Source organism: Georgenia satyanarayanai (assembly GCF_900116375.1).
Taxonomy (GTDB): domain Bacteria; phylum Actinomycetota; class Actinomycetes; order Actinomycetales; family Actinomycetaceae; genus Oceanitalea; species Oceanitalea nanhaiensis.
This window is the reverse complement of sequence record NZ_UETB01000007.1, coordinates 135103-156585: the sequence shown is the minus strand read 5'-3', so window position 1 is coordinate 156585 and position 21483 is coordinate 135103. Positions and strand designations below refer to the sequence as shown.

Annotated in this window: 14 protein-coding genes; 6 read left to right on the top strand and 8 right to left on the bottom strand. The window is 74.3% G+C overall.

Translation table 11 applies throughout. The features are described from left to right. The first annotated feature begins 12 nt into the window (after positions 1-12). Genes DSZ44_RS18810 through DSZ44_RS11125 form a run of 3 tightly spaced genes read left to right on the top strand, consistent with a single transcriptional unit; the run spans position 13 to position 3240 of the window. Entirely contained in the window at positions 13-2226 is a 2214-nt protein-coding gene (locus tag DSZ44_RS18810) for a glycosyltransferase (RefSeq protein ID WP_258369432.1), read from the top strand. Further along, on the top strand, positions 2223-2786 hold the full coding sequence (locus DSZ44_RS11130; protein ID WP_110852701.1) for a hypothetical protein: 564 nt from the start codon (positions 2223-2225) through the stop codon (positions 2784-2786). The genes DSZ44_RS18810 and DSZ44_RS11130 overlap by 4 nt, the downstream gene beginning before the upstream one ends. Before the next feature lie 58 nt (positions 2787-2844). Then, positions 2845-3240, top strand: coding sequence for a hypothetical protein (locus tag DSZ44_RS11125; protein WP_110852700.1), 396 nt, complete (start codon positions 2845-2847; stop codon positions 3238-3240). Here the strand turns inward: DSZ44_RS11125 and DSZ44_RS11120 are convergent. From DSZ44_RS11120 to DSZ44_RS11110, 3 genes are all read right to left on the bottom strand, one after another. Then, positions 3237-5696 carry a glycosyltransferase gene (locus tag DSZ44_RS11120; protein ID WP_146237528.1) on the bottom strand — a complete coding sequence of 820 codons (2460 nt, stop codon included), beginning with the start codon at positions 5694-5696 and terminating at the stop codon, positions 3237-3239. The two genes, DSZ44_RS11125 and DSZ44_RS11120, sit on opposite strands and share 4 nt — an antisense overlap. 65 nt (positions 5697-5761) lie before the next feature. Then, positions 5762-6838 carry an ATP-grasp fold amidoligase family protein gene (locus DSZ44_RS11115; RefSeq protein ID WP_110852698.1) on the bottom strand — a complete coding sequence of 359 codons (1077 nt, stop codon included), beginning with the start codon at positions 6836-6838 and terminating at the stop codon, positions 5762-5764. Between the two features lie 11 nt (positions 6839-6849). Beyond that, positions 6850-7857: a class I SAM-dependent methyltransferase gene (locus DSZ44_RS11110; RefSeq protein WP_110852697.1), complete on the bottom strand. Its 1008-nt coding sequence runs from the start codon at positions 7855-7857 to the stop codon at positions 6850-6852. A 118-nt stretch (positions 7858-7975) separates the two neighbouring features. On the opposite strand from DSZ44_RS11110, the gene DSZ44_RS11105 reads away from it, so the two are divergent. Both DSZ44_RS11105 and DSZ44_RS11100 read left to right on the top strand, forming a co-directional pair. Then, the gene (locus DSZ44_RS11105; RefSeq protein ID WP_110852696.1) at positions 7976-8374 is read left to right on the top strand and encodes a hypothetical protein; all 399 of its coding nucleotides are present in this window, start codon (positions 7976-7978) and stop codon (positions 8372-8374) included. Between the two features lie 4 nt (positions 8375-8378). Next, positions 8379-10580, top strand: coding sequence for a glycosyltransferase family 2 protein (locus DSZ44_RS11100; RefSeq protein ID WP_181424614.1), 2202 nt, complete (start codon positions 8379-8381; stop codon positions 10578-10580). 99 nt (positions 10581-10679) lie between these two features. On the opposite strand, the gene DSZ44_RS11095 is transcribed toward DSZ44_RS11100, so the two are convergent. From DSZ44_RS11095 to DSZ44_RS11080, 4 genes are all read right to left on the bottom strand, one after another. Continuing rightward, on the bottom strand, positions 10680-12152 hold the full coding sequence (locus tag DSZ44_RS11095; RefSeq protein WP_110852694.1) for a glycosyltransferase family A protein: 1473 nt from the start codon (positions 12150-12152) through the stop codon (positions 10680-10682). Next, a complete protein-coding gene (locus tag DSZ44_RS11090) occupies positions 12149-15298 on the bottom strand; it encodes a glycosyltransferase (protein WP_110852693.1) in 3150 nt (1049 codons plus the stop codon). The genes DSZ44_RS11095 and DSZ44_RS11090 overlap by 4 nt, the downstream gene beginning before the upstream one ends. A 176-nt stretch (positions 15299-15474) precedes the next feature. After that, a complete protein-coding gene (locus DSZ44_RS11085) occupies positions 15475-17988 on the bottom strand; it encodes a glycosyltransferase family 2 protein (RefSeq protein WP_110852692.1) in 2514 nt (837 codons plus the stop codon). Beyond that, positions 17985-19769, bottom strand: coding sequence for a glycosyltransferase family 4 protein (locus DSZ44_RS11080; RefSeq protein WP_110852691.1), 1785 nt, complete (start codon positions 19767-19769; stop codon positions 17985-17987). The genes DSZ44_RS11085 and DSZ44_RS11080 overlap by 4 nt, the downstream gene beginning before the upstream one ends. Positions 19770-19849: 80 nt before the next feature. Between DSZ44_RS11080 and wecB the strand changes: the two genes are divergently transcribed. After that, entirely contained in the window at positions 19850-20932 is a 1083-nt protein-coding gene (gene wecB / locus DSZ44_RS11075) for a non-hydrolyzing UDP-N-acetylglucosamine 2-epimerase (protein WP_110852690.1), read from the top strand. 4 nt (positions 20933-20936) lie between these two features. Here the strand turns inward: wecB and DSZ44_RS11070 are convergent, their stop codons facing one another. Next, entirely contained in the window at positions 20937-21296 is a 360-nt protein-coding gene (locus tag DSZ44_RS11070) for a hypothetical protein (protein WP_146237527.1), read from the bottom strand. Between the last annotated feature and the right edge of the window lie 187 nt (positions 21297-21483).

Here is a 21483-nt window from a genome sequence, read left to right as displayed (position 1 = left end):
GATGTGGGGACCATGAGCACCACCAGCCGCGAGGTCGACGTCCTCATCATCTCCGACCTCCGTTTCCCCGGTGGGACCTCCCACAGCATCGCCACGGAGATCGAGGCCCAGCACGCCGCCGGCTACACCACCGGCCTGCTCCAGCTCAACGGCCCGCTCGTGCGCAAGGCGCGGGGCGTCAACCCCGCCATCGCCGCGCTCGTGCGTGACGGCAAGGCGCGGCTCCTCGTCGGCCCGCGGCCCGTCGCCGCGCGCCTCGTCGTCGTCCGCCACCCCGGGGTGCTCCAGGCTGCGGCCGCGCAGCTGCCGCCGGTCACCGCCGAGCACGTCGTCATGCTCGCCAACGCCGGACCTCGTGACACCGACGGCACGGTCGTCTACGACGTCGCCGCCGCGGACCGCGCGGCACGGGAGCGGCTGGGCCGCGAGCCGCTGTGGGCCCCCATCGGCCCGCTCGTGCGTGAGGAGATCCGGGCCGAGGTGCCCGCGGACCGGCTCATGGAGCAGGACTGGGTCAACGTCATCGACGTCGACTCCTGGGCGCGGCCCCGCACCGCGTGGGCCGCGGACCGCCCGGTGGTGGGCCGCCACAGCCGGCCGTCGGCGCAGAAGTGGCCGCGTGACGCCGAGACCCTCACGGCCGTCTACCCGGTCGACGGCTCGTGGACCGTGCGCGTCCTCGGTGGCGCCGACCCGGTCGAGCGGGTGCTCGGCCGCGTCCCCAGGGCGTGGGAGGTGCTGCCCTTCGGGGCGATGACCCCGCAGGACTTCCTCGCCGGTCTCGACTTCTTCGTCTACTACCACGACCCCCGGTGGGTGGAGGCCTTCGGCCGGACCATCCTCGAGGCGCTCGCCAGCGGCGTGCCGGCCGTGCTGCCCCCGCACTTCCGGGCCCTGTTCGGGGACGCGGCGATCTACGCCGAGCCCGGTGAGGTGCGCGGCGTCGTCGAGCGGCTGCGCGCGGACCGGGCCGCCTACGAGGAGCACGCCCGCCGCGCCGGTGAGGTGGCCCGCGAGCGTTTCAGCTACCAGACCCACGTGCGCCGCGTCGAGGCCCTGGCCGGGCCGCCCGCCGCCGCCCCGGACGCCGAGGGACCCGCGCCCGCGACGCCCGCTCCCGCGGCGGGCACTCCCCTCGTCCACACCCGCGCCGACGACGACGCCCCCCGCGTCCTGCTCATGTCGAGCAACGGCGCCGGGATGGGCCACCTCACCCGGCTGTTCTCCTACGCCCGCCGCCTCGACGGCGACGCGCGCACCTACCTCCTGTCGATGTCGCAGGCCGTGCCGGTCGCGGCGCGGCTGGGCCACCCCTTCGAGTACCTGCCCTCGGCCAAGGCCCTGGGGATGCCGCCGGGCCGGTGGCGCGGGATGTTCGTCGACCGGGTGAGCGAGACGATCCGGCGGGTGCGTCCCGACGTCGTCGTCTTCGACGGCACCTGGCCCTACCAGGGCGTGGACGAGATCCGGGAGAAGAACCCCGACGCCCGCTGGGTGTGGTCCCGGCGTGGGATGTGGCGCGCCGGTCTCAACACCGAGCAGATCGGCAAGGCCGCGTGGTTCGACCGCGTCCTCGAGCCGGGCGACCTCGCCGCCGAGTACGACGCCGGCGCCACCGTCGGCGAGCCCGCCCACCGGGTCGGGCCGGTCACCCTCCTCGACGGCGCCGACCTCGAGAGCCGCGAGGAGGCACGTGCGGCGCTCGGCCTGCCGCAGGACGGCCCGCTCGCGCTCGTCTCGCTCGGTGCGGGCAACATCAACGACACCTCCGGGGACCTCGGGGCGGCCGCCGCCGCGCTGGCGGCGCTCGGCGTCGGGGTGTGCGTGACGGTCCCGGAGATCGCGGCGTCCGGCGGTCCGGGCGGCGACGTCCACCTCGTGCGCGACTACCCGCTCTCCCGCCGCTACCGGGCCTTCGACCTCGTCATCAGCGCCTCCGGGTACAACTCCTTCCACGAGCTGCTCCGGCTCGGCGTCCCCGCGCTGTTCGTGCCGAACACGGCCACCTCGCTGGACGACCAGGAGGGCCGCGCCCGGTACGCCGCCGACCACGGCTGGGCGCACACGCTGCCGGCGCTCAGCGTCGGTGGGGCCCAGCCGCTCCTGGCGGACCTGCTGGCCAACGGCGCGGCGATGGCCGCCCGCGCCCAGGCCGCCGACCCCGGCAACGGCGCGCCGGAGGCCGCCCGGCTCCTGCTCGACCTCGCGACGGGAGAGACCCGATGAGCCCGTCCCCCGCGAGCCGTGCGGCTCGCCTCGCCCAGACCGTCGCCCGCCGGGTGCGGTCCAACCCCACCGCCGAGAAGCTCGGGGGCCGTGTCGCCGGGCGGGTGCGGGACAGCCGCACCGCCCGCGAGGTCGTCTCCCGCGTCTTCGACCTCGACGTCACCGTGGGCGGCTCGGTCTTCCTCTCCGCCGGTCGGCTCCTCGGCGGGCAGGGGCTGGACAACCTGCCCGTCGTCCTCGTCCTCCTCGTCGGGGCCACCGACGACGACGTGCCCCAGCTGCTCGAGAGGGTCGCCCAGGAGCAGGTGCTCACCGGCGGGTTCCGGCCCGTCGTCGTCCTCGACTCCGACCACTTCGGCGCCGTCCGTGAGTACGGCTGGCCCGTGGACTTCGTCGTCCCGGAGGGCGCCTGGACGCACCCCGAGGTGGCGTGGCGGGACTACCTGCGCGAGCGTCTGCGTGCCATGCGCCGCGGGTACGGGGCCGTCGCGCTCGTCGAGCTCAGCGAGCCGGACGGCCTCGGGCTGGACGTGCTGGCGAGCATGGGGGCCGGCGCGTGACCGCCGGCCGGCGTGCAAGAATCCGAGCGTCGAACGCTCTGAGCCGTGGGAAGGACGCATGAAGGCAACGCTGCGACGGCCGCTGGCCGCGGCTGGGATCCTCCTCGTCGCGGGCCTGTGCGGGGTTCTTGCCGCCGCGGGGCACACCCCGCTGGCTCTCGGCGTCATCGCGGCACTGTCCGCGGTCGGTGCCCTGACCGGTGTCGCAGCCATGCGGCGTGAGCGTCAGCTCACCCGCCGCCTCTCCGAGGCCCTGTCCGCCAGTCGCAAGATCCAGACAGACCTCACGCGGATGCGGGAGAGAGCGACGGAGCGGGACCGAAAGGTGGTCGAGCGGGTCGAGGAGCTCGAGCGCCGACTGCTGGCCGGGTTCGAGGCCGAGCGTCAGCGCGCCGCCGAACGGCACAGGGAGGAGCTCGCGCTCCTGCGGGCCGGTTCGGGCACCCGGTCCTAGAGCAGCGCGTCCTGCTCGAGGAGCGAGGCGACGAGGCCGGCGTACCTGCGCGGCCCGAACTGCTCGTCGACGTAGGCGCGCGCCGCCGTCGACCGCGCCCGGTAGGCGGCCGGGTCCGCGTAGAGCTCGCGCACCCTGGTCGCGGCCTCCTCCTCCGACGCGTACACGGCAGCGGGGCCGAACGTGGCCTCCAGGTGAGGCGGCAGGACCGCCACGCACCCCGTGGCGATCGCCTCGAGGGTCGAGCGGCCGAACGCGTCGTAGGCCTGCGGGTGCTGGTAGTAGACGAAGAAGTCGAGACTGGCGAGGAAGGTGCGGACGTCCATGTAGTTGTGCGGGAAGACGACCCAGCTCCTCGGCACGTCGCCGAGCACCGACACCAGTGACTCCCCGCCCCCCATGACGCGGACGTCGACGCTGCCGTCCGTCGGGTAGACCGTCCGGACCGTGGCCTGGTCACCGGGCCACTTCATGGGGTCGTCACGCGAGTGCCGGCCCACGACGGGCCGGTCCGAGCGCCACGACTCCCGCTCGGTCCACCACTCCTCGACATCGATGATGCCGGGCATGTCGAAGGAGGCGAGCTCCTCGGTAGGGAGCAGCGGCGCGAGCGCGCCGCGCACCGTCGGACCCTGGGGCACCCACAGCGCCGTCCGGCCGAAGAGCTGCTCGGCGTGCGCACGGCAGTCGTCGACGTTGTAGCGGATGTCGGAGCCGTCCCGCTCCGCCGGGGCCTGGTTGGCCAGGACGATGAGCCGCTCGGCCCGCACCCGGGGCGTCACGTGTGGGAGGAACTGCAGGACGGGCGGGTACCGCACGACGAGGAGCCGGGCGGTGACGTCGTCGTCGAGGAAGACCTCCTCGACGTCGCCGCGGTTGAGCATGTCCTGGAGCGGCCGACAGTGGCGGCCGGCGTTGAGGGAGATGAACCGGGTGGCGGCGAGCTGCATGACCCCGACGCGCATCCCGGCAGCGCGCAAGGCCTTGATCTCCTCGACCATGGACTTCTGCGGCCCCCCGAAGCGCCGCCACTCCGAGGCGAAGACGACGTCGTAGGTGTCGTGCACCGGCGGGGTCGGCGCGAAGCGCCGCGGGAGGGGGAAGGGACGCGGCTCGCGGGGCAGGTGCCCGTCGCGCGTGAGATCGGCGTCGCTGTGCCAGCGGCGGTAGGCGCTGACGTACGAGCGCCGCGCCTCGTGGCGCCACTTGGCGCCGAAGTCGCCGCGCGAGAGGGAGGCCGGGACGACCCGGACGACGGCGAGGGGCTCGGCGACCTCGAGGGTCGGCGCGGTCGCGTCGCTGAGGCGCTCCATGAACTCGGAGTCCGCGCCCATCCGGGAGTGGTCGTAACCGCCGACGACGTCGAGCACCGAACGGCGGTACATGAGCGAGGAGACGTTGGCCCGCGAGGGCGTCTGCCCGGGCCGGACGTTGACGAGCTGCTCGGACATCGTCAGGGCACGGCTGCGCGTGCTCGTCACGGCTCCGTCCTCGAGCATCGGCCGGACCTGGCGCTCGAGCCGGCGCGGGTGGGACCAGTCGTCCGAGTCCTGGCCCGTGACGAACTCGCCCCTGACGTGAGGGAGTGCGGCGTTCCGCGCCGCGTAGGTGCCCTGGTTGACCGGCTGGCGCAGGAGGCGCAGGCGGCCCCCGGCGAGGTCGACGGCGCGTTGCAGGACGTCTGCGTGCTCCTCCGGGGAGGCGTCGTCGACGAGGAGGATCTCCAGGTTCCGCCACGACTGGCCGAGGATCGAGCGCACCGAGTGGAGCAGGGTGTGGTCGGGGCGGTACGTCGTCATGACGACGGAGACGAGCGGGCCGTCGACGACGTCCTCCGGGGTCGCCCGCAGTGCGTCGAGGGGGGTCGGCGCGCCGGGGGAGAGGGTCGGCGCCTCCAGCCCGTGGCGGGTGAAGCGCTGCTGGACCAGCTCGAGCCAGTCCGCTGCCCGGTCGGTGGTGCCGCAGACCGCCGGGTTGAGGGTGTCGATCCAGAGGTAGTCGTCCTCCAGCTCGCGCAGCTCGGGCATCGTCTCCAGTGCGCCCCGCGCTCGTGGCGCGTCACCGTGCCGCAGGAGGAGCTCGACGTAGGTGCGCCGCTGCTCGAGCCGCTGGGGGTTGTCCGGCAGCTCGCGCAGCACCTCGTCGTAGAGCGCGATGGCGTCGGGCGTGTCCTGGGCCTCGACGTTCTGCAGCCCGACGACGTAGGCGAGGTTCGCCGCCCACACCGGGTCGAGGGCCGGCCGCTCACCGCCGCGCAGGGAGTCACGCAGCGCGGGCCACACCAGCTGGTCACCGGTGGCGACGTAGCTGAGGATGTCGCGCATCTGGACCGACCGCTGCCGCAGCGCCGTCATCGCCGTCGCGCGGGGACCGCGGGCGCGGGCGACCGCGGCGTAGTCGACGAGAAGGTCGTGGCGACGGGTCTCGCGCGGCTGGGTCGTCGGCAATGTCGTCACTCGTTCTGTCCTCGGGCCGGTAGGGGCCCGGCCATTCTGCCAGGCAGGTGGGCCACGGCTGTCGGTCAGCCGCGCAGGCGCGGCAGCCCGGCGGGGAACGGCGGCACGGACGAGGTCGGTGGCACCGCGGTGTGGAGAGCTCGAGCGTGGGGGCCGTGGAGGACCGCGTACGGCCGGCCACCGGCGAGGTCGAGCTGGAGCCGTGCCTCGGCGCGGTCGTACAGGTCCCCGAGCCGCTCGTCCCACTCCCGCGTGAAGGTGCCGGAGTCACCGGGCAGCGGCGTCAGCTCGCCGAGGACCACACCGTCCTCCGTGCCGAACACGTCGACGCGGACGACCGGGAGGGGGACCGCGGTGGACAGGACCTCGGCGACCCCCGTCATGACGTCGTAGTGCCGCGGCAGCTGGATCGACCCGTCGTAGGGCCTCCCGCGCAGGACGTGGCCGAGGTCCTCGCCCTCGGCGTCGACCAGCCGGACCCGCGACTGCTGGGTGTCCCCGTGGACGCGCATGCGCCGGATGATGGCGAGGACCACCTCGCCGTAGAAGGCGTAGATCTTGATGTCGTCGGGCAGGCGCTCGTGCGAACCGGGCACGACACTCTCGGCGAAGTAGGGGGCTCGCGCGCTGCGGGCCTGCGCGTAGTGCTCGTGGATGGACTCGACGGTGTACGTGCGGGTGCCGTCGAGGAGTGCGAAGCCCGCGTCCGTACGCTGGAGCGGGAGCACTCCCCGGCTCGTGGAGCCACCGTTGCTCTTGAGGACGAACTCCTCGGGCAGCGCGTCCCAGTCGACGTCGTCGAGGCTCTGCCACGTACCCAGCACCCGCGGCGTGCTCACGCCGTGGCTGCGGGCCACCTCGTAGTTGTGCAGCTTGAGGAAGAGGTTGTGGCGGGGGTGGTCGGCGTGCCGGGTGTCTGCCGCGATCGCCCGCTGGACCCGCTGCTGCTCCATGACGCGTACGTGCCACGAGGGCTTCTTGGGCGTGAAGCGCGGAGGCGGAGGTGGTGGGGGCGGTGGCGGCGGCGCGAGGCGGCGTTCCAGCCGTCGTTCCAGCCGGCGCACCTGCTTCCGCAGCTCGGCGACCTGCTCGTCGCGTCGGGCGATCGGGGGAAGACGGCGGAGCTGGTCGCGAAGGGCCATGTGGCAGCCTCTCAGACCCCGCCGCCGGGACGGGGGATGCGCAGCAGCACGGCGTCGCGGCTGAGGTGACGTTCGTGCTCGACGCGGCCGTCCTTCACCCACCGTTCCACCACCGCACGCTCGTCGGGCCGGCCGGCGTCGTCGACCACGATGCCGGCACCGGCCACGAGCCGGTCGCCCAGGAGCGGGACGGCCGGGTAGCGGGCGAGCGGTCCGGTGCTCTTCGGCGGTCCGTCGACGAGGAGCATGTCGACGGCGTGCAGGTCCTCCACGCGGACGGGGTCGTACCAGCGGAAGGTCTGCCCGCCGACCTCGACCTCGGTGAGCGGGGCGTGACGGACCTCGACGACGTCCTGCAGTCCGTGCCTGGCGAGCATGGCCCGCGTCTGGCGGGCGTAGTCGGCCTGGTGCTCGAGGGAGACCACCCGGCCGGCGCCGGCCGCCCGGGCCGCGTACCCGAGCCAGACGGAGGAGCTCCCGCTGCCGCACTCGACGATCTGCGCCGGCCGGTCGCGCTGGACGACGTCCCAGACGGCCAGGATGGTGCTGGCGGACAGCGCCCACCCGCCCAGGTCGGGGAGCGGAGGGGCGTCGGGAACCCTGCGGAGCAGCTGGAGGAGTGCCTGGACCTCGGTGACCGGCTCGTGGTCGAGGCGGGTCAGCCGCCACGCCGTCTCTCCGTGCCGGGCTGCCGCGGCTTCCGCCTCGGCGTGGACCTCCTCGCGCAGCTCCGCCAGCGCGGCTGTGGTCTCCTGGACCGCCCGCCCGAGCGTCTGCAGCTGCGTCGTGTGCGAGGCGTCGCGCTCCGCGAGTGCCTGCTCCAGCCGGCGCTGCCGGCGCGAGAGCGCCCGCTGCCGGTGACGAAGGTCGAGGACCGCGACGGCGGTCGCGCCCAGGACGACGGCGGACAGCGCGATGCTCCAGCCGTCGTGCCCGCTGAGCGCCGTCACGACAGCGGCCAGCACCAGGAGGAGGGTCCCCGCGGCAAGGGCGCGCTGCCGGGGCGTGGAGAGCGGCATGGTCGGTCGTTCCCGTCGGAGGCGGGTGGCGGGCTGGGGGCGATGCTAGCCGACGGAGGGTGCCCGGACGGTCGAGTCCCGCTGTGTAACCTGGGGCAGTCGCTGGAAGGGGTCACCTGTGTCCAAGAAGCTCGCTGTCGCAGCACTCGGGGTCGTGCTGCTCGTCGCCGGTGCCGCCGTCGCGTTCGACCGTGGCGCGGGCGTGGTCGCCGTGGTCCTGCTCGGCCTCGTCGTCGGTGTGGGCACCGTGGCCGCGATCGACACCAACCAGAAGGTGCGGTGGCAGCAGCGGCACTTCACCCGGTGGCAGCGGGCCTCCGAGGAGCGCATGACGGTCGTCGAGGACGAGCTGCTGCGTCGCGGGGCACACGTCGAGGCGGCCACCCAGGACGACGTCCTCGGCACCGTCCGGCTCATGCAGGAGCAGTACGTCGCGCGGCTCGACCGTGCCCAGACCGACCTGGAGCAGGCGGCTGCGGCGCTACGCGCGGCGACGGGCGCCTCGCGCCAGGAGTGACCGGGTGACTTCCGACGTCGCGCGCGCACACGTGACGGAGAATCCGCAGGCGCTGACCCGGGCGCTCATCCGGACGAAGTCGCGCCACGGCCGAGAGCTCCTGGCGTCCCTCGCCACGGGGCGGCGAGCCGGAGCCCGCGAGCTCGAGGAGCTCGGCCGCGGCTACCGGCGCGGTCGTCGCCCGGGGATCGCGCTCGACCCGCTACGGGTGCTCGACTACGCGCGTGTCGTCGCCGTCCAGACGGACGAGCCCGAGGACCGTGTCGCCGCCCTCGGGCTCCTCCAGTGGGTGCTGTCGGAGCACCCGCGGCTCCTCGAGCAGCGGGAGGCGACCCTGCTCCTTCAGCTCGCGATCAAGGAGCGCGACCTGGATCTCGCGGACACGCTCACGCGCACCGTTCCCGTGGCGCCGGGCGCCGGGCGGCTGGCCGCGGCCGACCTCGCCAACCCGTGGCTCCGGGCCGGTGGCGACGAGACCCACTGGCTCGAGGCGCTCAACGCGGCTCTCTTCGGCCCCGACGTCGTCCAGGCCGGGCTCCTGCCCGTGGGCGACACACCCTTCGACCGGCTGACGACGACGAGCGAGCACCGGGTCAGGCACGAGAAGAAGATCACCGTCGTCATCAGCTGCTTCAACCCCGACCGCCACCTCCTCACCGCGGTCCGCTCCGTCCTGGAGCAGACGTGGCAGAACATCGAGCTCTTCGTCGTCGACGACGCCTCGCCGTCGCCCACGCCGGGCGTCCTCGAGGAGGTCGAGGGCATGGACGAGCGGGTCACGGTCATCCGCAAGGCCGTCAACGGTGGCACCTACCGCGCGCGCAACACCGCGCTGCGCCGGGCCACGGGCGACTTCTTCACGTGCCTCGACTCCGACGACTGGGCCCATCCCCAGCGCCTGGAGCTCGGGGTGCGGCCGATGCTCGAGGACGAGACGCTCGCCGCGACCCGGAGCCTGGGCGTGCGGGCCACCGAGGAGATGGAGCTGAGCAGGGTCGGCTACGGCGGGCGCTTCACGGCCGCCTCCTCGCTCATGATCAGGGTCTTCCCCGTCGTCAACCGCGTCGGCTTCTTCGACCCGGTGCGCAAGGCCGCCGACAACGAGTACGCGCTGCGGGTCGAGGCCGCCTTCGACGGCAAGGTCGTCGACGTGCCGACCCACGCGCTCACCGTGCTCCTTGCCGACGCAGGCTCCCTCTCCGCGTCGGACTACTCCTCCGGCTGGCGCCACCCCGCGCGCTCGGAGTACTTCGAGGCCTACTCCGAGTGGCACCGCCAGGTGGGCTGGCGCGACGCGGCGAGGTTCCTCCCGCCGCACGGGCCGCGCGCCTTCCCGGCGCCGCGCCGCTGGGAGCGCCACCCGCAGGACGGGGAGCCGGGCCGGGCGCTGGACGTCGTCGTCCTCGCGGACTGGCGCGAGGACTGGCTGCAGCCCGGCACCCTCGACCGCCTCCGCGCCTACGTGACCGACGGCCGGCGGGTGGGGATCGTCCACCACGAGTCCCTCGTCGATCCCGTCGCCGAGGAGCGCCCTCTGGCGCGCCCGGTTCGCGAGCTCGTGCAGCGGGGCGAGGTCGAGCGGGTCTACCTCGACGACGCCCGGCACAGCACGCTCACCGTCCTCGCCGACCCGCGTGTGCTGCAGTTCCCGCCGCTGCTCACCCCGCGTCTCACGAGCGGGAGCGTCGTGGCGGTCGAGCAGTCCGCCGGGCAGTACGCGACCGCGGACGTCACGCGGCACGCGCGGGAGATCCTCGGCGCCGACCCCGAGTGGGGTGGCTGGCCGGCGCCTCCTGCCCCCACACCGGGTGTCGAGGTGAGGGCCGTCTCCGGCACCGTGGAGCTCGGCGACGCCCCCGAGGCCACGGGTGACCTCACCGTCGACTCCTGGCTCCTGCGCGAGCCCGCCGACGCGGAGCGCGGTGCCCGGCTCAGCGTCGTCCGCCGGGCGGGTGCGCCGGGCAGCGGCCCGGAGACGCGTGAGCTGCGCGACGCGTGGGCCGCCGGCACCGCGCCCTGGGAGGAGACGGCCGCGGACTGGCTCGACCGCTCACCCGGCGCCCTCGCCGTCGCCGTGCGGACGACCGGCGCGCTGCGCGTCGTCGTGGCCGCCGGCGTCCACGCCGAGGCCACGGGGGACCGCACGGTCCACCTCGTGCGCGACGGCGCCGGCACCGGCCCGCGCCTCCTGCTCCTGCGCGGCTGACGGCCCGCTGAGCAGGCGCGGTGAGCACGACTGGCCCCGGCCGGCTCGGCGTGATCGGGGGCCGTGGACGCTCCTGGCCGCCGTGGTGCTCCGGGCGGGTCAGCGGCCGGCGGTCAGCCTCCGCCTGACCCTGCCGAGCACCCGTCGGACGCGGGCACTCGCAGGCACCGGCTTGGCCGCGGGTGCGGCCTTCGCGGCCGGTGCTGCCGGCTTCTCACCGAGCGCGATCATCCCCTGCGCGGTCACGTGGAAGACGGCGGGGACCACACCGAGCGACTCGGGGCTCACCGCCACGGGCGCGGGCACGGTGCCCTCTCCGGTGGCGTGGGCGCGGCGCAGCACCGCGCGGGTCGTCTCGACCGTGAGGTGACGGCCGGGAGCGACCTCGGCGCGCACGCCGCCGCCCTCGCGGACCGCCTCCAGCGCCCGGCCCAGGGCCGCACGGTCGAGCACGAGGCCCGCGCTCACCCGCGCGGTCACGGGGGAGGGGTACCCCGAGGCCGGGGCGTCGTCGGTGAAGGTGACCCGGCCGTCGGCGGCGAAGTAGTCGTGCAGCCAGCGGGGCAGCGTGGCCGCGCCGGGCAGCGTGACCGCGAGGTCGGTGTGCCCGGAGGCGAGCAGGCTGTCGGTGGTGACCTGGACGTCCTCGGGCGCCGCGCCGTCGGTCTCGACGACGACGTGCGCCCCCGGCACCGTCCACTGCCGGCCGGTGTTCTGCGGCCGGAACAGCGGGATGGGGAGCAGGTTGGCCGCCAGGCCGGTGCGCTCGCGCTTGATCTGGTCGCCCTTGGAGGTGAAGCTGCGGGCGCCCTGGTGGTAGGCGTCGGTCTCCCAGTCGGGGATGACGACGCCGCCGGAGGTGAAGGCGCGGTAGCCGAACTCGGTGTCGACGATGCCGCGCAGCCCGAGGGAGGCGAAGCCGCCGGAGCGCAGGTAGAGCTCGCGGCTCACGGACACGTCCGCGCCGACGACGGCGACGAAGGTGTCCTCGACGTCGGTGGTCAGCTGGCCGCGCTCCTTGACGAAGACCTCCTGCCAGCCGTGGCGCTTGCTCGGGCGCCCCTCGAGCAGGGCCGGCAGCCCGGACCCGGCGACGGCTGCGGCGACGTCCTGCGGGGTGATCCCGTCGAAGTCGACGAAGCGCTTGCGGCCGAGGACGACGGCGTGCGGGGTGAGGTGGTGCCAGCGGGCGTGCGCCTCGAGGTGGGTGGAGCTGACGACCATGTCGGCGTCGAGGAAGAGGACGACGTCCGCCTCGGTGCTCCGTGCCCCGCGGTCACGGGCGCGCCCGGAGCCGTGCTCCTGGGCCTCGTCGACCCGAAGCACCCGGGCACCCGCCGGAGCGAGGTCGGGGACCGTCAGCGGGACCGGGGAGGCGTCGTCGACGACGACGACCTCGGTGAGCTCGGCGGGGTAGGACTGCCGGCCGAGGGCGGCGAGCGTCCGGTCGAGGTCCTCCTGGCAGTCGCGGGCCGGGATGACGACGCACACGCGGAGCGTCGGCTCCAGCTCGCCGAGGGCGGGGACGGGCAGGTCCCGCCACTGCTGGCCGGTCACCGTGTGCTGAGTCATGACACGCGCTCCTTCCGCAGCTCGGCCACCCGCTCGGCGATCTGCCGCGCGCGGGCGTCGAAGGTGTGGTCCCGCCGGACGAGCTCACCGAGCTCGCGGCGCGCCCGCTGGCGCTCGGGGCTGTCGGCGAGGACGTCGCGCACGAGGGCGGGCAGGTCGGCGGGGTCCCGGTAGGTGGGGACCGCGTCGCCGAGCACCTCGGGGATCTCGGGCAGGTGGTCGCTGACGAAGCGGGCCTCGCAGGCGGCGAGGTCGAAGAGGCGGTTGGACAGCAGCCCGTCGCGGCGCATGTCCTCCCAGTGGTCGTTGAGGACGACGCCGGCGGCCCGGTACACGCCGGGCAGCTCGTCGTTGGGCACGTTCTCGCCCTTCCACGCGCCGGGAGGGAGCAGCCCCTTCCAGCGGTAGCCGTAGACGGCGGGGACGATCCCGCCGTCGAGCGCGGCCGCGACGGCGGGGCGCGGGCCGCGGGCGTTGGCGACGGCGAGCACCTCGTGGACGCGCTCGGTGTCGGGCGGGCCGGGGGCGAAGCGGCGGTGGTCGGTGCACTGGAGGAGCGGGACGGCGGGCTCGTCGAGCCTGCGGCTCACCCGCTCGCACCAGCGTGGGGAGGCGCCGAAGACGGCGTCGAACTCGCGCAGCTCGGAGACGGTGACCTCGTCGGGGTGGCTGATCACCCAGATGAGGTTCACGTGGGCGGGGTTGACCCGGTAGGGGCCGCGCCCGCGCAGGACGAGGGTGACGTCATCGAGGTGGGCGGTGTCGCGGTACCACGCGTCGCGGCAGTCGATCGTCACCTCGTGGCCCAGGCGCTCCAGCGAGTCGCGCAGGGCGACGGCGAAGTGCCAGTCGCCCCACCGCGCGCGCCGGGGCACGTCGGGCGCTCCGATCTTGATCGCCCAGCGCAGCGGGCGCTCGGGACGGTCGTGGACGAGGAGGGCACGCAGGCGCTCGTCGGCGTCGCGGGTGAAGCCGGCGACCGCATAGCCGGCGAGGTCCGCCGGCTCGGCGGCGTCCCACCCCTGCGCGAGGCGGTGCTCGTTGTCGGCGGCCGAGACGAACCGGGAGGCGCGGGTGCGCGGCAGCTCGTCGGTGGTGAGGGCGACGACGCTGGTGCCGGCGAGCCCGCTGGGCCGCCCGGTCCGGCGCGCGAGCCGCACGGACAGGTCCGGGCCGACGTGGTCCTGGACGAAGAGCGGGTCGAAGCCCTCGACGGCGAGGAAGTCGGTGGCCCGCACCGCCACGGCGAGGGGCGTGACGGCAGGGACCTCGCGGGTGCGGCGCAGCTCGGGGGCGTCCCCGGCCAGGCCGGCGAGCAGCGGGGCGGCGTTGCCGTCCCGCGTGCGCAGCGCGCCGGCCGACCACACGGTGCCCTCGCGGGCGAGCACGAGCGGCTGGACGGCGCTGTGCCCCTCGAGCGCGTCGACGAGCGGGGCGTCCCAGCCGGGCTCGGGCCACAGCGCCTCGGGGAGGAAGACGAGAGTGCCGCCACGCGCTGCGCAGGCACCGACGTTCCGGGCCACCTCCATCGGCAGCTCCTGGCTCAGCCGCACGACGCGGGCCCGCGGCTCGGACCACAGGCTGAGCTGGAGCCGGGTGGCGTCCCCGGCCTCCAGGCGGCTGTCGACGACGACGACCTCGACCGCCCGCTCCGCGGTGCGCAGCAGGCGCCGGACCGTCGTCACGACCGTGGCCGGCTCCTCGTTGGCGACGACGACGACGGAGGTGAGCCCCGGGTCGCGCTCGGCGGCGCGGGCGGCGTCCCAGTCGACGAGGCTGCGCTGGCGGATGAGGTAGCGGTAGCTGGCGAGCTCGTCGGTGGTGATCCGGTCGGTGCCCGTCTCCCACAGGTCGTAGCGCGTGGCGATGAAGGGGGCGAAGCCGAAGTCGGTGGCCCGGGCGAGGCGGATGAGGTAGTCCCAGTCGACGTTGCGGCGCAGGGACTCGTCGAAGGTGCCGACCTCCTCGAGCAGGCCGCGCTCGTGCAGGATGACGATGCAGTCGATGTAGTTGCGCTCCAGCAGCGCCTCGCGGGAGTACGGCATCCCGCGGAAGCGGCGGCGCTCCTTGCCGCCCTGCTCCTCCAGCCCCGACATCGCGTAGGCGGCGCGCAGCCCCTCGCGCTGCACGAAGCGCACCATGAGCTCGAGGAAGTCCGGCTCCCACGTGTTGTCGGAGTCGAGGAAGGCGACGTAGTCACCGGTCGCGGCGGCCAGGCCGGTGTTGCGTGCGGCTGCCACGCCACGGTTCGTCTCGTGGGTGACCAGGCGCACGCGCGGATCGCGCAGGAAGGGCACGAGGGCCTCGGGGGTGCCGTCCCGGCTGCCGTCGTCGACGACGACGAGCTCCCAGCGCGTGTAGGTCTGGTCGAGGACCGACTGGATCGACGTGGGCAGGACGGTGGCGCGGTCCTTGCTCGGCAGGATGACGCTGACGAGGGGCTCCTCGGTGAGCGGCGTGGAGCGCAGCCCCGCCTTGAAGGCCGCCTCGGCCGCGGTGTCGAAGGAGCCCGCCTCTCGCGGCAGGTGCTCGTACCCGCGGGTGGCCAGGATGCTGCGGGACGCCTCGCGCGCGGCCTCGAGGAACGCACCGGGGGAGGTGAGCTCCGGCAGGTCGCGCACCGCCACGGGCGGTGCCTCGTGCCCGGCGAGGAAGTGGCCGAGCGGGCCGCCCGGGTGACGGACCGCGTCGGCGTGGGCCTTGGCGTAGTGGTCGGCCCGGAAGCCGGGGTGCGGGGACACCCGCGCCCGCGCGCCGACCCGGAGGTAGTGGACGAGCGCGGGCCCGCGGAGGGTGTCGGGGGTCTGCGGCTGCTCGACGTACCAGTCGGCGTCGAAGCACGGGTGGGGGGAGCGGCCCTCGCGGTAGCCGTCGGTCAGGTAGTGCTGGAGCGCGTCGGCGGCGCCGGGAACCTGCTCGCGGTACCACGCCTCGTCGAAGAGGCCGCCGGCGCGCACGACCTCTGCCTGGTCGGCGAGGCTGCCGTAGTCCAGCTCGTCCGGCTCGGGGTTGTTCGCCCGGGGGACGCGGCCACCCAGCTTGGCGACCTCCTGCTGCAGCGTGCGGTTGCGGCGCTTGAGCTCCTTGAGCTGGGCGTCGCGCCGGGCGATCGGTGGGATCCGGCGAACCAGGCTCGTGAGCCGCACGTGGGGACCTCCGTAGACGACGGGTGATGACGGGCGGGACGCCTGCCACGACTGTACCGGGCGGCGAGAACGCGCTGGTCAGGGGTCGCGAGGGTGGCGTCGGTCGACGGACCCTCGGGCGGTCCCACCGCCCGAGGGTCCGGCACCCCGTCGCTGCGGGCGAGCGCGGGATCGGGCTACGTGTGCTCGCCTCTGCTGGTCCCGCCGCTGTGCGTCCCGGGGCGGGACGGCACGGTGCCGGTGGACGAGACGTCGATGAGACGGTCGAGCTCGGTGCGGAACGTCCCGTGGAGGCGGTCGGCGTGCTCCCGCCCGCGCCGGATCTGACCGGCCTGCACGTCCGGGCTCGCGTACAGCCCTTCGACGGTGCGCACGCACTCCTCGGGGGTCGCGTAGAGCGCGGCGTCACCGAACTCGTGCGCGGTCGACGGGTCCAGCACGACGGGGCAGCCGGCAGCCATCGCCTCGACGACGGACTGCCGGGCGCTCAGGGGCAGCGGCGCGGGGAGCGGGAGGACGAGGACGTCGAGCTGCGCCAGGTAGTCCCGGACGGTGACCTCCGCGGGGGCGTAGACCAGCCAGTTCGGGGGCAGGGTCCGCTTGCCGAGTGACCGCTGGACCGCTCGGGCGTCCCCGCGGTGCCGGACGTCGAGGGCGTCGTCGTCGGGGAACGCCTCCAGCACGGCGTCCCAGGTGCCGAGGCTCTCCGCGAGCAGCTCGACCGGCTGCGCGCCGACGACAGGCCGGCGCCCGGCTGGGCGACGGGAGGCGCGCAGGTGCGGGGAGGCTACGGCGAGCGGGGGACGGACCGGCACCAGCGCCGCGCCGTCGACCGCGGTGAGCTCGGCGTGCGCCGCGTCGTCGCGCGCCAGCCACTGCGCCGTCAGCCCGAAGGTGCGCTGCACCTGTGCCTGGCACTCGGCGACGGTGGGGCGAGGTGTGGGGTCCAGGTCGGGCACGGGGTCGTCCGCGGTCGCCAGCTCGACGACCACGGCCTCGGCGCCGAGCTCCGCGGTGTCGGGCAGGAACTGGGCGACGTCCGGGTGTGCCACGTACAGGAGCCTGGCCGCGACGTCCTGGCTGAGATGGACCAGAGGCACGGTCCCCGCGTTGAGGAGGCGCTGGAGCGCCGGTGCGAGGGGAGCGCGACGCGTGGCGAGCGGGAGAGGTGTCTCGACGTGTGCGACGGCCACCCGCAGGCCCGACTGCTGCATGAGGGTGAGCTCGTTGAGCCGACGGCGCAGACCGGGCCGTCGGGCGCGCCAGTCGTTGACCACGACGACGTCGACGCGTTGCGGCTCGACCTCCCGCCGCTCGGGCGCCCATGACGTCTCCGGGAGCGGGAAGGGGCGCGTCGGGCCGAGCGTCGCGGAGGCGCGCCCGGACCGGATGGACTTGTGCCACTGCTGGTAGGCGTTCCGGTAGGCGATGCGCGACCAGCGGATCCACCCGGGTGTCGCGTCGGCCCGCGAGAGGGAGTCGTGCCGCAGCTGGACGACGGCCAGCGGAGCGCCGTCCATGTCCAGGAGACTGTCGCGCACCACGGCCCGCAGGCGCTGGGGGAACTCGATGTCCGCGGACTTCCGGACGGCGTCGAAGCCGCCGAGCCGCTGGAGGACCGACGTGCGGCGGAAGAGCAGCGAGGAGGCGTTGAGCCGTTCGGGCGAGTACCCGGGGTAGGTGAGGCTGAGATCGGGGTAGGCACGGACGGCGCGACTCCGGGTGGCCAGCAGCGCAGGGTCCGCGACGAGCGGGGCGACCTGGCGCTCGATCCGCCGGGGGTGGGACCAGTCGTCGGCGTCCTGGAAGGTGACGAAGGTGCCGCGTGCCTCGGCCAGGCCCCGGTTGCGCGCCTGGTAGGTGCCACCGTTCTCCGGTAGGTGGACGACCCGCACCCGGTCATCGAGCCCGGCCACCTGCGCGAGGACGTCGTCGAACTCGGGCGGCGAGGCGTCGTCGACGACGATCATCTCGACGTTCGTCCACGTCTGGGCGAGCACCGACCGGACGGCGGTGAGGATGCCGTTGTCGGGCCGGTAGACCGGCATGACGACGGAGACGAGCTCGCCCTCGTAGCGCAGCGCAGGGGCGAGGCTCCGCAACCGCTCGAACGGGGTGCCGGCCGTCGGGTCCGCCAGCTCCACGGGCTCGAGCCCGTCGGCCGTGAACATCTCGTTGAACGCACCGAGCCAGGCCTCGACGGTCCCCCCACCCGTGAGGAACGGGTTGAGCCGGTCGCTGCGCACGGACCGGCGCACCGCGGGGGAGAGGGGCAGGTGGTCGAGCAGCTCGTCGAGCCGGTCGAGCTGGTGCGTCCGGAGCAGGACCTGGGCGAAGACGTCGGCGTTCTCGACCTCGAAGTCCTCGAGCCCTTCGAGGTCTGCGGCGGCCTCGAAGAGAGCCGTGGCGCTGCGGGCGGTCTCCGGCGTGAGCAGGGCCAGGACGCGCGCGAGGTGGCGCACCCACGGCGCGGACGTTCCTCCCGGGAGCGGCCGCCCGTCCTCGGCCGTGCCGAGGATCGTCGCCGCGTCCATGGCGCCGTCGCTCGCGGCACGCGCCATGACGTCCAGGCCTACTCGGCTGCGGGTGCGGAGCACGTAGGCGGCCATCCGACCCGGGCTGCTGGGGGCGTTGAGGGAGGAGGCGAGCTCCGTCGCGAAGGAGAAGCCCGGGTGGTCGGCGTCAGTCATGCACCGGCCGGACGGATCCGCTCGTACAGATCGGCGTACCGCCGCCCGTTGCTCACCCACTGCCGCTCGGCGACGACCCAGTCACGCCCGCGTCCGGCGAGAGTGTCGCGGCCACCCGGGTCCGCGTGCAGTGCCGCGAGCGCGTCCGCGAGCGAGTCCGCGTCGCCTGTGCGGAAGGACCAGCCGCGCTCGCCGTCGCCGGTGATCTCCTGGAGCGCAGGGAGGTCGGAGACGACGACGGGCACCTGCGCGGCCATGGCCTCGAAGGGCTTGAGCGGGGTGACGAGCCGCGCGGCGCGCTCGTCGATCCGGGGCACGACGAACACGTCGAGAAGGCGGTAGTAGTCGAGGACCTCCGTGTGGGGCACCTTCCCCGTGAAGATCACCGAGCCCTCGACGCCCTCGTCGGCGGCGATCCGCTCGAGCTCGGCGCGGCGGCGTCCGTCACCGATGATCATCGCGACCGCGGGCACGCCACGTTCGCGGAGCCGTGCCGCGGCGCGGACGAGAAGCTCGTGCCCCTCGCGGCGGTGGTCGAGGTTGCTCACGTACCCGAAGACGAAGGAGTCCTGCAGGCCCCACCTCTCCACGAGCGCCGTCGACCGCTCACGCGGGTGGAACTGGTCGGTGTTGACGCCGTTGGGGACGACCGCGACCTTGTCGGCAGGAACGCCCCGCGCCACGATGTCCGCCTTCATCGACTCGCTGAGCGTGACGACTGCGTCCGCCTGGTTCATGCACCACGTCTCGCGGGCGATGCGCCGGGCGTAGGTCTCGCCGCGCTCGTTCCAGGCGGTGTCACCGCTCCACAGCGACTCGAAGAACCCGCGCACCTCGTAGACCACGGGCACGTCGTAGGCACGACCGAGGGCGAGGGCCACGACGGCGGTCTCGAAGCCGCGGTGGCCCGAGTGGGCGTGGATGACCGACGGGCGGATCTCGGGCATGCGTTCGGCGACGGCGGTGGCGTACTTCTCGAGGTAGACGTCGGGCAGACCGGTCACGACGTTCTTCGGTGCCGGCAGCCGGTGGAACGTGGTGCCGTCGACGATCTCGGTCCGGGGTGCCTCCTCCCCCTCGGGGAAGCCGAGGGCGGTGACGCCCACCGGCTCCAGCCCCACGGCGCGCTGGCTCTCGATGACGTAGTGGCTGCGCATCGTGTAGCCGCTCTGCCGGTAGGGCATGGAGACCTTGAGCAGGTGCAGCACCCGGCCGGGCTCGGCAGCCGGCGGTGCCGCCGGCGTGGGCACGTCGGGCAGCCATGCCGGCTCGAGCTCGTGGAGCTTGCCGACGAGCTTGGCCTCCTGCCGGGCCAGGGTGGCGGTGTCCGCCCGTGCCCGCTTGGCGCGGACGGCGGCGATCTGGGACGTCAGTGCGCCGGTCCGGGTGAAGGCCTCCAGGGCCGTGTCGAGGAACTCGGCGTCGTCGCCGCGTTCGGGCAGGAGCGCCGTGCCGAGCGCCGTCGCCTCCGCGTAGCGGCCCTCTGCCACCAGCTCGGCGAGCGTGCGGAGGTCGGCCTTGGCGACGGCGTGCCGGCGCACACTGCGGTACCCGCGGGAGAACGCCGCGGGGTAGAGGTGGACGCGAGCGCCGTTGCGGCGGGCTCGGCGCCACCCTCGGCGCAGCCGCTGGGACAGGGGCAGCTGCCGCTCCGCCTGGGCGACGGCTTCCTCGAGCCTGGCGTGCATGGCACCGAGCTGGGCCAGCGCCCCCTCGGCCAGGACGTCGGCTCCGGGCAGGGGGCTCGGCGCCCCGTGGTCGAGTCGGGGAACGGATGCCATGGGCGACAACGATACCCTCCCCAGGAGCCCTGCTCCGGGGCCGGTTCGGCCGCTCGTCCATCGACACAGAGGTTCTCGGTATGCCGCATCTTGTCCTGCACGTCACGGGCGCTCGCCCGAACTTCCCCAAGTGCGCCCCCGTGCTCGAGGCACTGGCGGAGAGGGGTGTGGAGCAGCTCCTCGTCCACACCGGCCAGCACTACGACGACGCGATGTCGGACGTGTTCTTCCGCCAGCTCGGCATCCCGCGACCCGACGTCAACCTGGGAGTGGGGTCCGGCAGTCACGGCGCGCAGACGGCGGCGATCATGACGGCCCTCGAGCCGCTTTTCGAGGAGCGCCGGCCGGACATGGTGGTCGTCTACGGTGACGTCAACTCCACGGTCGCGGCCACGCTCGTCGCCGTGAAGATGGGGATCCCCGTGGCCCACGTCGAGGCCGGCCTGCGCAGCTTCGACATGTCGATGCCGGAGGAGGTCAACCGTCTCGTCACGGACCGACTCTCCAACCTGCTCCTGACGACGAGCGTCGACGCCGTGGCGCACCTCGGCAACGAGGGTGTCGATCCCGCGAGGATCCACTTCGTGGGCAACCCGATGATCGACACCCTGCTTCGCAACCTCGACCGGTTCGACGCCGGCACCGCCCGCGACCGCTTCGGCGTCACCACGCCCTACATCGCCGCGACGCTCCACCGGCCCGGCAACGTCGACCGGCACGAGGACGTCGTCGAGCTCGTCCAGGCCGTGCACCGCGTGGCCGACCAGGCGCCCGTGGTCATCCCGCTGCACCCGCGGGGGCGGGGGCGGCTGGAGTCGGCGGGTCTGCTCGACCACGGCGGGGTGCACGTCGTCGAGCCCCTCGGGTACCTCGAGTTCATGGGCCTGGTGCGCGGGGCGGCGGCGGTGGTCACCGACTCGGGCGGGGTCCAGGAGGAGACGACGATCCTCGGTGTCCCGTGCCTCACGCTGCGTCCCAACACCGAGCGCCCTGTCACCATCACCCACGGCACCAACAGGCTCGTCACCCGGCACACGCTGGCGGACGAGGTCCGCCGGACCCTGGCCGCAGGACGACTCGACACGTGGCCGGTGCCGCCGCTGTGGGACGGCAGGGCGGGCGAGCGTATCGCGGACGTCGTGCTCGGTGCGCTCGCGGGCTGATCCGTCAGTCGGCCGGACGCACTCGCTCGGTGAGGTCGGCCAGCTGGACGCGGGTGCTCTCCTGTGCCGCAGTGAGCCGGGCGTCCAGGTTGGCGATGTGGCGGTTCGTCGTCGCCAGCGTCTGGGAGGTCTCGGTGAGCGTCTCCGAGACTCGGCGCAGCGCCCGCTCCTGGCGGCGGGCGGCCTTGAGCTGACGGACCACCGGTGCTCGCCCGTGCCGCATCACGAGGAGGAGCGTGGCGCCCTGGAGGAGCGCCAGCACCACGACCGCGACCTGCCAGGCACCGAGGACGGACGCCACGCACACGGCGAGGACCGCTACACCGACCGCGAGCACAGCGAGTCGCTTCCTGGACAGACGCACGGTGGATCCCCCTCGGTTCGGTGTTGGCCGGACAACCCTACCGGCGGGGCCGGCAGGAGCTGCGGACGAGCGAGGAGGTCCGGGAGATCCCCGAGCAGGACGCCTCCGCGGCAGCGTGACGACCCCCACGCTCCTGGGTACTAGGGCCCGCTGGATGCCCCGGAGCGCGCGTGTACGATGCTTGTCG